This window comes from Paenibacillus sp. JDR-2, from assembly GCF_000023585.1.
GTDB lineage: Bacteria > Bacillota > Bacilli > Paenibacillales > Paenibacillaceae > Pristimantibacillus.
The window spans coordinates 2746665-2758853 of sequence record NC_012914.1 but is presented as its reverse complement, the minus strand read 5'-3'; the positions used below and the strand labels follow the sequence as shown (position 1 = coordinate 2758853).

The following is a 12189-nucleotide window of genomic DNA, read 5'->3' as shown; positions in this document are numbered from 1 at the left end:
TAGTTTACTTCGCCTCCGCCAATTTGGTTCGGCTTAATTTCACAATGGAAGCCGCAACTTCATCGATTGACATCGACGTGCTGTCAAGTACAATTGCGTCCTTTGCGCAAATGAGCGGTGAAATCTCACGCTGCTCATCCAAGCGGTCGCGTTCCGCAATTTCCCGTTCAAGCTGCTCCAAGGTAATCGACTGCGTTCCCGCAATCTCTTTGTAACGCCGCTGTGCACGTTCTTGTACGGATGCGGTAAGGAAAATTTTCAATTCGGCGTTCGGCAGCACATGCGACCCGATATCCCGGCCGTCCATGACAACGCCTTTGCGCTCTGCCAATTGCCGCTGAAGCTTGCTAAGCAATTCTCTTACGGTTTCATTAGCTGCGATATGCGAGACGGCAAGTGTGACTTCCCTGGAACGGATCAGATCCGTTATGTTCTCGCCATTCAAGAAGACGGCTTGACCTTTCTCTCCAGGCGCCAGCTTGATATCCAGCGTCCTGGCGTGCTCAGCCAGTCTTTCATTGTCCAGCGGCTCGATTCCCGCCCTCTGGGCACTAAGTGTAACAGCCCGATACATCGCACCCGTATCGATATAGATATAATCTAGCTGTTCGGCAACCTTGCGTGCGACCGTACTCTTTCCTGCACCTGCAGGACCGTCTATCGCAATGTTAATCCGGTCGCTGTCACCGTCTTGCTGCATCACCAACATTCTACCTCCCCAAAAGAATTAACACACAAGCAGGCCGGTTCAGGCTGTTCGTGTCGATTCTTGCATCGAAAGCATGAGCTTAATCAAAAGGCAGCCGAATGCTGATGCGTGCATCTGCTTCTCAGACATTAACGGCTTGGCCGGTCAAAAGGCCGCAACCAATTGAAATATAACCGGGAATATGTATCATTACCGGCGAATTCCAAAAACTTAGAATTCAAGAAAAAAGCAGGCACCGCCTGCGATCGTGAAAATTATACCACACAATATACGCAGATGCAAAAACGGCAATTGCCCAAAAACGTTGTCCCTCGGGGCTTAACAGGCTAACGGTAAGCTTCGCCCTCCCAATGCTCGACGGTTGTCACCAAGTGTCGAACCGTGTCATTTTGGAGCAAAATTTGCGCCAATACCACGCCGATTATTAGTAAAAAAGCAAATCTGACCAGCCGTTTCGACACGGCATCCATTTGCTTTTTCAACTCCTCTTCGTCTTCTGCAATCCGCATCCCGGTTTCCATCCTTTTCCTGTCTTTTAGGATAGGATGCGTAGGCGGAGTCCATCTTATGCAGCCTTATCTCCCGCGGAATTCCAGCTGTCTTTCGAAGCAGAATCTGATTATTTTTTGCCGCTCGCTGTCGCTGATGGCATTAAATTTGCACATGACCTGCTTGCGTCCCGTTACGAGATCAACAACCCGTACAACCTCCGCCTTGAAGGAAGCATGCTCAAGAGTCCCGTTCTTGTATGGAATCAGCAGCCAGCAGTCCATTTCCATGCCGGACGCAATCGACCATTTCCCGTCGCATATGAAGGAAATCCCCCCGCCGCCTACATCATCGGTAACCGTGACGAATCGGATATTGCCCGACAGGTTTACGGCGATCTCGAGATCGGCCGATACGCGAAGAAAATGCCGGCGTTGTATCTTTGTAATCCGTTCGGGATCCGGCTTGCGGATCTTGATCAGCTTAACGACATCATCGCGGAAGCCAATGACATGCGAGTCGAAATAATGCTTGATACCGTCATCGGATACGTAATAAACCGACAGCTCGTCCCCTAAATAAAGCCGTTTCATTCGGCCCGATGTTATATTGAGTGGATTCTCGATAAGTAAACCATCTTCCAGCTCATCCGCAATTCTCGCTTTGTATTCTACAGCCGCCTCTTCTTCATCAGCAGATGCGATCTCGAAAAACAACATTTGGTTTACTCTAGGCAACAATTGGCTCCCCTCCCATATTGGTGTTTATTATAACACGTCAATTTGAGGGGAGCCATATCGTTATTTGCCGGAACTTGTCCGTTTGTCGAGCGGTGACAGCTCTTCAATCGCTTCTTCGACACCGCTCTCCGCATTGATGTAAATCCGGTAATCGCTGCCGTTAATGCTGCCCGTAAATTCATAACATAATGCTTCTTCGCCCAATTCGTTCATGATCAGGGCCATCTGATCATTCGCTACCTTGAATTCGGGGTTAAGAGCTTTGCGGGCTTCTGCCTTGGACAGCTTTGCTGCCGGAATGCTGCGCTTATGCTGTTCATAGACGTAGTCATTTGCCTGAAGACCTACCGCTTCTCCATTATCCAGCGCTACCTTAACGGTGAGCTTCTCCGGATAGATAAGCACGCCGTTTTGCGTGCTGACAAAGGTGAAGGCGCCTGTATTATCGAACATGTTGTAGCTGACTGCCCTCATGCCTTTAAATCCATGTTCATCCAAGAACTTCTCAGCCGAAGCTTGCGCTTTGTTCTGATCGATCTTTTTCTCCCCGATATCCCGGGTATCCATAAACCAGATCAGCTTGCCGCCCCTTTGCGTATAATCCATCTGCAGCTTCTGACCGGACTTCGGCTCGGTAACAGTAGCGGAGAAGGAAGAATACTCCGTGCCTTTGCCGTTTTCCACCACGCGGATTTCCGCCGGCTTCTTGCCAAGAAACTCGGTTACGTGCTTCTTCACGTCCTCTGCCGTAACCATGCTGCCGCTCAGCATATTGATGGTACGCTTCTGATACATGCTTGCGACCGAAGGACCCCAGTTAATCTCAGGGTACTCGCTTACTTTTTTGTCTACCGTTTTGAACCCGTCGATTATGGTATTGTCATTTGGCGAGTTCTGCTTTGCAAGAGCAACCTCAACATCCATCCAGCGCAGATGATCGCTCAGCACCTTCTCCTGCATTTTGTACAAATCCTTGGAGATATCCTCCGATTTGGCATACAGGGTTTTCAGCGTCTTGAATTCGTCTTGGGACAAAGGCTGCTTGGTTAGATCCCTTACGGAAGTTTTGTAAGCGAAATTGGAGATGTGCGACAAGAAATCTTCCGCTTCGTTGAAAGGCAGTATCGTCAAAGGAAGCTGGTTGATTTCGTTTTGTGCCTGACTTGTCAGACGCCACACGTTAACGAGCCCTTTGCGATGGTAGCTTTGGGAGGTGGAGTTGACCGCCAGCGTGTTGCCGAGCTGCTGATGCAGCTGCTCGACATGATAGGTGAGATCATGGAAAGCACGCTGGTACTGGTTTTCGGCCTTAATGAGAATCGAGTTTTTCTCTTGGTGCTCTTGATAGCCCCAGTATACTGAGCCAATTAAGAAAAGCGTCATGATGGGGAACAACACCGCGCTTAGACGTCTATACATAACAAAAAAGCTCCTTTCTTCTGCAAAACCTAGCGTTAGTTTGGTTTGCAGAAGGGAGCTTTATGCATCTGTGTCAAATGCTGTGTTCCTCGATATCGAGGTCGTTTGTGTTATTGCAAATACATTGCTTGAAGCCGGTGTCGATCATTCCTTTTTCCCGTTTGCCGCGAAGAACAAACTTCTCGCCGCATACGTTGCACCGGATCGTTACCTTAACTCTCGGTTCCATTCCTGCCTCCGTCATTTAACAATTATTACTAGTCATTATAGACGAAAGACTTATAGTTTAACCTCATCTTCACGGCTGATGAAGCGGAACGGCGAGCGTGAATTGGCACGGTTCATTTTTCGGAGTCCCCATACCCACAAAGCCACCATAAACGGGATAATGACATAAATCCAGTTGGTCTTGAACGAAATCATGATGTAGTCGTACGTTCCGTGCAGCAGTAACGGAAGACATAACGAAATCGCTAGATAAATGTTGCGCTTGGAGGAGGTAGCGAACTTCGCCTTGCCGACGTAGTAACCCATCATGACGCCAAACAGCGCATGCCCGGAAACGGGCAGCAGCGCGCGCATGAGCAAGGTTCCGAACGTGGATGGCGAGTAAATCGCGTACATTACATTCTCCAGCGTTGCAAAGCCAAGCGAGATCGAAGCCGCATAGACAATCCCGTCATACGGCTCGTCGAACTCCGTGTGATTGTAAATCATATGATAGAGCACGAACCATTTCAGAAATTCCTCAATGCCGGCCGACTCTACAAAAGAGAACAGCATGGGCTGATGGTCGCCGAACCATAGCTGCAGCCCGCGTTGGATAACTACAATCGGCACGACAATGAGGACGCCGAGCAGAAACATGCGAACGACCATATGAATCGGCTCTGCGTCATAACGGTCCTTCAGATACAAATACGTAAGCAGCGATATACCCGGGGCCACCGCGGCAGTCAGCACAGAAAACAATAGCAATTCGATGTTTCACCTCCCAGGCATCCGGCGGCAGCGCAGCCGCCGGTTATACCCAGCCGCGATAACGCACCGCCTCTGCCATTTTGCGTACGCCTGCCATATAGGCGGCAAGCCGCATGTTCACATTTCTTGATTTATGAATCTCATATACTTGGTTAAAGCCGCGGATCATCATGACGCGCAGCCGGTCATCCACTTCTTGTTCATCCCAGTAGAAACCTTGATTGTTCTGAACCCATTCGAAATAGGAAACGATAACCCCTCCGGCGCTTGCCAGAACATCCGGAACAAGAAGAATGCCCCGCTGGGTTAAAATCCTTGTCGCTTCCAGGGTCGTTGGGCCATTCGCCGCTTCTACAACGATGGTCGCCTTGATACGCGGAGCATTATCCTCCGTAATCTGGTTCTCGATGGCAGCCGGAACAAGCACATCGCATTCCAGCTCGAGCAGATCGCTGTTGGAAATCGTCTGCGGGAATAGATTCGTTACATTGCCGAAGGAATCTCTCCGGTCGAGCAAGTAAGGAATATCTAATCCATCTTCATTATACAACGCTCCGTTCACATCGGATATACCAATTACGCGCGCACCGGCCTCATGCATGAATTTGGCAAGGTAACTTCCGGCATTGCCGAAGCCTTGAATGACAATTCTTGCCTTATTCAGCTCAATCCCTTTAAGGGCGAGCGCCTCATGAATCATAATGACAACGCCGCGCGCCGTAGCCGTCTCCCGTCCTCTGGAGCCGCCGAGCACGATTGGCTTGCCGGTAATAAAGCCGGGAGAATCGAATTCCCTAATCCGGCTGTACTCATCCAGCATCCATGCCATAATTTGCGAGTTGGTCATTACATCCGGAGCCGGAATGTCTTTCGTCGGGCCCACAATCTGGCTTACGGCGCGGACATATCCGCGGCTGAGCCGCTCCAGTTCCCCAAAGGACATTTTTCTGGGATCGCAGATAACTCCGCCTTTTCCTCCGCCGTAAGGCAGATCGGCGATTCCGCATTTCAAGCTCATCCAGATGGATAACGCCTTTACTTCATTCTCCGTTACGGCTGGATGGAAGCGGACTCCACCCTTTGTAGGACCTACAGCATCGTTATGCTGAGCCCGGTAACCGGTAAACACCTTGGTCTTCCCGTCATCCATCTTGACGGGTATCCTGACGCTCAAGATACGCATCGGTTCTTTCAAGAGTTCAATCATATCCTCTTTATAGCCAAGCTTCAATAGGGCCTCTTCAATAACTACCTGTGTTGATTTGAGCACATCGTTGTTATCCGCCATAATTTCAAGTTCACCCGCCTTTGTCTACTTGTAATATGAGCGTGTATACATCACGATATTCCAAAAGGGGGCCAGAACATGCAAGAAGAGCACCGGCAGACAATATTGTCTGCCGATGCTCCGCATTCATGTGCTGCTCAATTATAGAAATGAGTGCAAATTTCCCGGACAGCTTGAGATGGCATAATAACCTTGCCGTACTCCTCCAGCATCGCGTAGGTAACGGATGTCGCTTCTCCGTATTCGGCAAGCAGCGCGATAACCGCGTTATGACGCGCCGTTTCGATCAAAGCCGGTTCAAGGGCAAGGATCCATTTTCCGTTATAGGAATACAAGCGTCCATCCTCTGTAAGCGAAGCTGCCTGGAGCTGTTTGCATACATTAATGACATCCTCAAAATCCCGGAATGAATACATCACGATATCGCTCTGCTCCATCGTAACTTCCATCTCGTATATCTCGTCTTCCGTGTCTTCATCATCGGTTGCCCGTTCATCGGAATGACCGTTCATCTTGCCACGGGTGACTATCACCACCATACCTTGGGCGGGGAGTGCAAACACTTCGACCGCAAGAGGGCCGCTGGCATCGAAACCAAGTTCACTGTACGCTTGCTCCATCATTTCGCTGAATAGATCGTGTACTTTGGGAATTTCGCGCCACATGTCCTCCTTCTGGATCCCACGCTCAAGCAGGTCGTCGAACGTCAGGAAAATCCGTATCTTGTCCTGACTAAGCCGTTCGATTTTCATGACAGGATCCCTCCTCTGCAGCATCTGTTGTAAACAGCGTATGAAATTATTAGCAGGATGTGATCAAAATGATCAAATCGTACTATGTAATACTTTAACATGTCTGTCCCCGGATTGCACCTAAAATAGGCAAAAAAAGAATCGCTTGTGCAGCGCTGGGCTTGAGGCGCGTACATCAACCGATTCTAAAAACAGCTTCATTTAATGCGGCTTTATAGACGATTCCGCCATGATCTGGCTCGCCTGCTCCTTAAGTCCGGGATCGCTGTTGATCAGCTGCTCAACCTGCTCCCAGCCTCCTCCTTGCTTTCCGGCGGTATCGTCTGAATGCTTTGGGGCCATATTGGTAGCCGCCATTGCTTTATTCATTCCTCGTCTCATCATCATCGATGCGGCGCTTCTGCCTATGGATGAGCATGCGCCCGCAAGCGAGCTGGATGCCCAGGCCGCCATTCCTGGTCTTTTGCGTGATACGTATACGGCTGCCGCAAGTCCTGCGACGGCGCCTAACATAAACCCGCCGATTCTCATGGCTTCGTTACCTCCTTCGGGGATAGTTGCAACATATATTTTCTCCCTGATAACCGGTAGCATCCTCCACAAATTAAGGAAAGCGAAAACAGGAATCGGTACCGCCTGTTATGGTAATATGGTCTTAGACTGTCCAACAATTGACAACAAGGCGGGAAAAACAATGACGAAAGCAACTATGAATACGATCTGTGCCGTTTTTGCCCTTACAGCCCTATTGACCTCTTGCAGTTCGCCGTCCAAGACGACCGCCGGAAGCGTGAACGCACTGCCTTCTGCCAGTTCAGCAGCCGCTCAGTCGCCTTCGAGCCAGCAGACATCACCTGCCCCTGAAACCCCAACACTTTCGGCAACTCCTGCGGCAGAGCCAAGTCCTTCACCCAAAGTCAAAGCTCCGCTGTATAAAATGACTACCGTCTACCGGCTCGTCCCTATTGATGAGACAAAAACATCCAAAAAAGCTGTTTTGCTTACCTTTGACGATGCTCCTCATAATGAAGAGGTAATAAATAGCCTGCTCGATACCTTAGACAAGCATAAGGCAAAAGCGATTTTTTTCGTTAACGGCTATAGAGTGAAGCAGCATCCCGAGCTGTTGAAGCTGATCAATGACCGCGGCCAAACGATCGGCAATCATTCCTGGGATCATATCGATCTAAAGAAAGAAGAACCTGGCAAGGTAGAGTCGCAAATCGCGGATGTCCAAGCTGAGGTTAAGGCGTTAATCGGCAAGGAACCGATATTCTTCCGGCCGCCGTACGGATCCGGCGGCGATACGGTGAAGGCTGCAGCAAAAAACCACGGCATGCTGTTCATGACGTGGTCGAATGGTTCACTGGATTGGGAGCAGAAAGCTCCCGGCGATCCGGACAAAGTAATCGGCAATGTGCTGGAGCAGCTTCATCCCGGCGCCAATATTCTGATGCATGAATTAAAATGGACGGCTGCCGCACTCGACGGCTTGCTCACAAAGCTCGGGGAAAAGGGGTATTCCTTTATCGATCCCGAGACGATTAAAGTCAGTCCGTAAACCGAACGCCATACCAGAACAGCCCTGCCACCAGACAAACGAATAATAAAAATAATACATTATAATACCATCTGGTCACTTTATAAGAAGTGGAAGGGTGTACTTTACGTCTAGGCGGCAGCGCCTCTGCATTCGTGTCGGTCGCGATGCCAGGCTGAACTGCCGCCTGTTCATGTTGTCTTCTTCCTCTTGAGCTACCGAATTTCTCCACTCTGCTCATCACTGCTCTGTTTGCTCCCTCCTAAATCGGATAATCAGCCCCATAATGAAATCGACCAGGAAATGCGCAACAATCGGCGCCCATAAGTTACCGGACTGGATATAAATCCAACCTAACCCATAACTGATCGAAAAGACAAGACCCGTAGGAATCCAATGCTTCAAGTAACGGACATGGATAGCCGCGAAAATAATGCTTGTCCAATAAGGACCAAAGGAGTGCTGAACAGCCCCCCGGAACAATAACTCTTCGCAAATGGCGACCACTAAAGAAATAACGGCAATATGCCATACCGGTCTGTTCTTGAATATCCGTTCATTAATACCGCCGTCATCAGTTGCTTCCTCGGGCACCCATCTGGATATGAGCAGGTCAACCGCGATTACCGCGGCTCCTAATCCCAGTCCCCACCATAAGAAATCGAGGTTGTCAGGAAATCGTAACAACAGAAATGGATTGGAACGCTGAAATAATGCCCACACCAAACCGATAATAATAGTAATTGCTTGCGTAACGTAAAGATTTACTAGCAGCATGCGGTCGTCAATCTCATCGACGGATAGTTGACGCACACGGATGTTGCGGAGATCGAATTTTTTCATAGCTTCCCGCCTGTCTAAGTAGGTCATATTTCCTTTTATGATCAATTCACCTATACTGATAGGGCACAAACGACGGCATTATCTAATACCATAGAAGGAGATTTGTGATGGAGAAACGTTTACCTCGTTCCGCAATGATATTTAGTTTGGGGTTTGTCTTTATGCTCGTCTGCGCGGTTGGTGCATTCTTCTACGGCGTAAAGCTCGGGACGTCCAAAACGGAAACCAAGTACGAAATGAAAGAATTGCAGGCTGCGGCGGTTCAAACAAGCAGCCCCTATCAGCAGCAGGATCTTGTCTCTTTCTATCATACCGTATTTTTGTCTTACCGTGAATTTCAATCCGAATGGGATGATGCGATGGACGACTTCGCGAAAGGCCAAGCCGGCAGCGCCTCATCTACACTAAAAAACTTAGCGGAACTCGCTCACTCGAAAAGAACCGCGGCTTCCTCATTCGATATGCAGAAGTCCCCGCTTCTCGGCGATGCCCAAACGAATTATATCAGAAGTCTGGAGCAATTCGAACAGGCAGCGAAAGCAGCGGCAGCAAGCTCGAAATCAACCGATGCTTCCAAGCTTCAGAGCAGCATTGAGCAATTGGGATCTTACCAGGCTGCGGTTAAGCAGGCACTGGCTGCTCAACAGGCTTACTACGCCGCGATGATGAAGTGGGGAGCAACCGTAGATCCAAACATTCCTGCTAATTATACAATGCCTAAGGTTATCGAAATCAACAAATGGTCAAGCCTGCCGCTGATCGTGAAAAACAAGCTCATGGCGGATCAACTGGCTTCGCGCCAGCAGTTCACTGCTTATTATCCGCAGGATCTCACAAGCCGCATCGATGATTTTATCGCTTCCGGCCAGCCCGCGAAGCTGAATCTGAAGACGATATCGGCCATTGCCGATCTGCTTATTGATACGGAGGCCGTTCGCAGCGGCGACTTCACCGAGAACCGTTCGAAGCTCTACAATAAGGACCTTTTGCCTCAGCTTCCGTTCTTCTCTTAACTTAAGCTTCTTTAATCATATTGAAACCCTCGTAACGAGGCTACAGCAGCCATTCCGCCGGTAACATTGTGGAGGTTGATGTAGCCTTGTTCTTCTAAATAATTGCAAACGGCCGCACTGCGCACCCCATGCGCGCATACTATATATAACGGTTTGTCATCCGAAATGGTTCCGAGACTATAGGGGATCGTATTCATCGGTATTAACCGGGATGATTCCAAATGATAATATTCCCATTCAAAAGTTTCGCGCACGTCGATGATTTGCTCCGGTTCAATCTGCCCGTCTGCAAGCATCTGCAGCAGCAACTCCGGATCCAATTCCTTCCACTTAATCAATGCCTTTCTCTCCCCTGACCTGTTAATATCTCTTGTAATGCTTTGAATCATAACGAAAATTTCACATTTGATCAAGTTTATACATTGCATTTGTCCACCACCTTGCTATAAAATAATAACGGTTGTCCATATCGGTTTAATCACGTTTCGTATTGGTATAAAGCGTGCATTTTTTCACACATCGGAGACAACAACTGCCATTTACGATTGCCCGCAATTCAGACGAACCTCTCGTCCGGCTCGCTCTCGTTACTGTGCCGGGACGAGGTTTTTTGTTTTAGCAACAAACTATCAGAATACAAATGGACGTGAAGTGCCGACATATCGGGCAGACTCCTGTTTGCTCCTTATGTCGGCACTTCACAAAAATTTTAGGAGGCAATCTACATATGTTTAAAGTGTTAGTATCGGATCCCATCAGTGATCTGGGCATTCAACAGCTTGTAGACGCGGATGATGTAGCGGTCGACAAAAAGCCTGGACTTAGCGAAGACGAATTGGTGAGCATTATCGGCGAATACGACGCCCTGCTCGTGCGCAGCCAAACGCGCGTAACACCGCGCATCATGGAAGCAGGCAAGCAGCTGAAAGTTGTAGGCCGCGCAGGCGTAGGCGTAGACAATATCGATTTGGAAGCAGCAACTCAACGCGGTATTATCGTTATCAATGCACCAGACGGCAATACGATTACAACCTGTGAGCATACTTTTGCCATGATGATGGCGGTTGCCCGTCACATCCCGCAAGCCTACCTGAAGACTGTTGGCGGCGTCTGGGACCGTAAATCGTTCCTTGGCGTTGAGCTTCGCAACAAAACCCTCGGTGTTCTTGGCATGGGCCGTATCGGCAGTGAAGTTGCAAAACGCGCGAAAGCATTCGGCATGGAAATCATGGGTTATGACCCGTTCATGACGGAAGAGCGTGCAGAGAAGCTTGGCATTAAGCTTGCTACTGTTGACGAAATCGTTCGCAACGCCGACTTCATGACCGTTCATACACCTCTTACTCCGGAAACCCGTCACATGATCGGCAAGAAGCAATTCGAAGTCATGAAGCCTGGCATGCGTATTATCAACTGCGCTCGCGGCGGTATTATCGACGAGCTTGCCCTTGTTGAAGCGATCGATGCTGGCATCGTAGCCGGCGCGGCATTTGACGTATTTGAAGTAGAGCCTCCAACAGAGGATCATCCATTCCTGACCCATCCGAAAATCATTGTAACTCCGCATCTTGGCGCTTCCACGGTTGAAGCTCAAGAGAACGTTGCAATCGACGTATCGGAGCAAGTCTTGCACATCCTGCGCAATGAGCCGTTCAGCAATGCGGTTAACATGCCTCCTATCCCGGCTAACCTGCAAAGCAAGCTGCAGCCATACTATTCGCTGGGCGAGAAACTCGGCAGCCTGGTTGCGCAAATCACGGAAGGTGCCGTACAGGAAATTACCGTACGTTATTCCGGCGAGCTTGCAGAGGTTGATACTCAGCCGCTGACTCGTTACATTGTTAAAGGCGTGCTCTCGCATCACCTTGGTTCCGACCAAGTTAACGTCGTTAACTCGATGCACCTTGCTAAAGTTCGTGACGTGAACATCGTACAGCAAAAATCCCAGGCTTCCAAAGACTTTACGAACCTGGTAACGGTATCGCTCCGCACGAAACAAGAAGAGCGCATCGTAGCTGGCACACTGCTTACCGGTTACGGCGAGCGCGTCGTTCAAATCGACAAGTTCCCTGTTGACGTTACTCCGGAAGGCAACCTGATCCTGATCTCGCATAACGACAAACCAGGCATCATTGGCCGCGTTGGTACGCTTCTTGGCAACAACGACGTCAACATCGCTACAATGCAAGTAGGTCGTCAGCTGGTTGGCGGTTCCGCGATCATGGTTCTGACTGTTGATAAAAACGCAGGCAAAGACATCCTTGAGCAATTGACTAGCCTGTCTGACCTGAACACAGCTAAAGAAATTACATTGTTCTAATAGAAAAAACGCCGGACATTACGCTGCGATCAGCTGATGTCCGGCGTTTTTATATGCCCTCTTTGTTAAATGGGACGCGTGTGCCGTAAAAACCC

15 protein-coding genes are annotated in these 12189 nt (G+C 49.3%); 3 read left to right on the top strand and 12 right to left on the bottom strand.

What is annotated here, in order from left to right; translation table 11 throughout:
• Positions 1-4: 4 nt before the first annotated feature.
• The 9 genes from cmk to PJDR2_RS12085 form a co-directional block, all read right to left on the bottom strand.
• Positions 5-709, bottom strand: coding sequence for a (d)CMP kinase (cmk, locus tag PJDR2_RS12120; protein ID WP_015843983.1), 705 nt, complete (start codon positions 707-709; stop codon positions 5-7).
• Between the two features lie 326 nt (positions 710-1035).
• Positions 1036-1218 carry a hypothetical protein gene (locus tag PJDR2_RS12115; RefSeq protein ID WP_041613424.1) on the bottom strand — a complete coding sequence of 61 codons (183 nt, stop codon included), beginning with the start codon at positions 1216-1218 and terminating at the stop codon, positions 1036-1038.
• A 66-nt stretch (positions 1219-1284) separates the two neighbouring features.
• Positions 1285-1938, bottom strand: a complete 654-nt coding sequence (locus PJDR2_RS12110; RefSeq protein WP_015843981.1) for a flagellar brake protein — start codon at positions 1936-1938, stop codon at positions 1285-1287.
• 60 nt (positions 1939-1998) lie between these two features.
• Positions 1999-3357 (bottom strand): germination protein YpeB, encoded by a 1359-nt coding sequence (ypeB, locus tag PJDR2_RS12105; RefSeq protein ID WP_015843980.1) that lies wholly within the window; start codon positions 3355-3357, stop codon positions 1999-2001.
• A 73-nt stretch (positions 3358-3430) separates the two neighbouring features.
• Entirely contained in the window at positions 3431-3586 is a 156-nt protein-coding gene (locus PJDR2_RS33140) for a hypothetical protein (protein ID WP_015843979.1), read from the bottom strand.
• 50 nt (positions 3587-3636) lie between these two features.
• Positions 3637-4335, bottom strand: a complete 699-nt coding sequence (prsW, locus tag PJDR2_RS12100) for a glutamic-type intramembrane protease PrsW (RefSeq protein ID WP_015843978.1) — start codon at positions 4333-4335, stop codon at positions 3637-3639.
• Positions 4336-4381: 46 nt separating this feature from the next.
• Complete coding sequence (locus PJDR2_RS12095; RefSeq protein ID WP_015843977.1) at positions 4382-5626, bottom strand: Glu/Leu/Phe/Val family dehydrogenase; 1245 nt, start codon at positions 5624-5626, stop codon at positions 4382-4384.
• Positions 5627-5763: 137 nt separating this feature from the next.
• Complete coding sequence (locus tag PJDR2_RS12090; protein WP_015843976.1) at positions 5764-6378, bottom strand: genetic competence negative regulator; 615 nt, start codon at positions 6376-6378, stop codon at positions 5764-5766.
• Positions 6379-6579: 201 nt separating this feature from the next.
• Positions 6580-6909: a hypothetical protein gene (locus tag PJDR2_RS12085; protein ID WP_015843975.1), complete on the bottom strand. Its 330-nt coding sequence runs from the start codon at positions 6907-6909 to the stop codon at positions 6580-6582.
• Positions 6910-7072: 163 nt separating this feature from the next.
• On the opposite strand from PJDR2_RS12085, the gene PJDR2_RS12080 reads away from it, so the two are divergent.
• Complete coding sequence (locus PJDR2_RS12080) at positions 7073-7939, top strand: polysaccharide deacetylase family protein (protein WP_015843974.1); 867 nt, start codon at positions 7073-7075, stop codon at positions 7937-7939.
• Here PJDR2_RS12080 and PJDR2_RS12075 read toward each other — a convergent pair.
• Both PJDR2_RS12075 and PJDR2_RS12070 read right to left on the bottom strand, forming a co-directional pair.
• A complete protein-coding gene (locus tag PJDR2_RS12075; protein ID WP_150106473.1) occupies positions 7929-8162 on the bottom strand; it encodes a hypothetical protein in 234 nt (77 codons plus the stop codon). The genes PJDR2_RS12080 and PJDR2_RS12075 overlap by 11 nt on opposite strands.
• Positions 8159-8761 carry a CPBP family intramembrane glutamic endopeptidase gene (locus PJDR2_RS12070; RefSeq protein WP_015843972.1) on the bottom strand — a complete coding sequence of 201 codons (603 nt, stop codon included), beginning with the start codon at positions 8759-8761 and terminating at the stop codon, positions 8159-8161. Before PJDR2_RS12070 ends, PJDR2_RS12075 begins: the two co-directional genes overlap by 4 nt.
• Before the next feature lie 107 nt (positions 8762-8868).
• Here PJDR2_RS12070 and PJDR2_RS12065 point away from each other — a divergent pair, with 107 nt between their 5' ends.
• Entirely contained in the window at positions 8869-9774 is a 906-nt protein-coding gene (locus PJDR2_RS12065) for a hypothetical protein (RefSeq protein WP_015843971.1), read from the top strand.
• Between the two features lie 11 nt (positions 9775-9785).
• Here the strand turns inward: PJDR2_RS12065 and PJDR2_RS12060 are convergent, their stop codons facing one another.
• The gene (locus PJDR2_RS12060) at positions 9786-10112 is read right to left on the bottom strand and encodes a rhodanese-like domain-containing protein (protein WP_265525131.1); all 327 of its coding nucleotides are present in this window, start codon (positions 10110-10112) and stop codon (positions 9786-9788) included.
• Positions 10113-10501: 389 nt separating this feature from the next.
• Between PJDR2_RS12060 and serA the strand changes: the two genes are divergently transcribed.
• Positions 10502-12094 (top strand): phosphoglycerate dehydrogenase, encoded by a 1593-nt coding sequence (gene serA, locus PJDR2_RS12055; RefSeq protein WP_015843969.1) that lies wholly within the window; start codon positions 10502-10504, stop codon positions 12092-12094.
• Positions 12095-12189 lie beyond the last annotated feature (95 nt).

Coding starts and splice junctions, on each gene's coding strand:
- cmk (WP_015843983.1), bottom strand. CDS start 709: ATGTTGGTGATGCAGCAAGACGGTGACAGCGACCGGATTAACATTGCG.
- PJDR2_RS12115 (WP_041613424.1), bottom strand. CDS start 1,218: ATGCGGATTGCAGAAGACGAAGAGGAGTTGAAAAAGCAAATGGATGCC.
- ypeB (WP_015843980.1), bottom strand. CDS start 3,357: ATGTATAGACGTCTAAGCGCGGTGTTGTTCCCCATCATGACGCTTTTC.
- PJDR2_RS33140 (WP_015843979.1), bottom strand. CDS start 3,586: ATGGAACCGAGAGTTAAGGTAACGATCCGGTGCAACGTATGCGGCGAG.
- PJDR2_RS12095 (WP_015843977.1), bottom strand. CDS start 5,626: ATGGCGGATAACAACGATGTGCTCAAATCAACACAGGTAGTTATTGAA.
- PJDR2_RS12090 (WP_015843976.1), bottom strand. CDS start 6,378: ATGAAAATCGAACGGCTTAGTCAGGACAAGATACGGATTTTCCTGACG.
- PJDR2_RS12085 (WP_015843975.1), bottom strand. CDS start 6,909: ATGAGAATCGGCGGGTTTATGTTAGGCGCCGTCGCAGGACTTGCGGCA.
- PJDR2_RS12080 (WP_015843974.1), top strand. CDS start 7,073: ATGACGAAAGCAACTATGAATACGATCTGTGCCGTTTTTGCCCTTACA.
- PJDR2_RS12070 (WP_015843972.1), bottom strand. CDS start 8,761: ATGAAAAAATTCGATCTCCGCAACATCCGTGTGCGTCAACTATCCGTC.
- PJDR2_RS12065 (WP_015843971.1), top strand. CDS start 8,869: ATGGAGAAACGTTTACCTCGTTCCGCAATGATATTTAGTTTGGGGTTT.
- serA (WP_015843969.1), top strand. CDS start 10,502: ATGTTTAAAGTGTTAGTATCGGATCCCATCAGTGATCTGGGCATTCAA.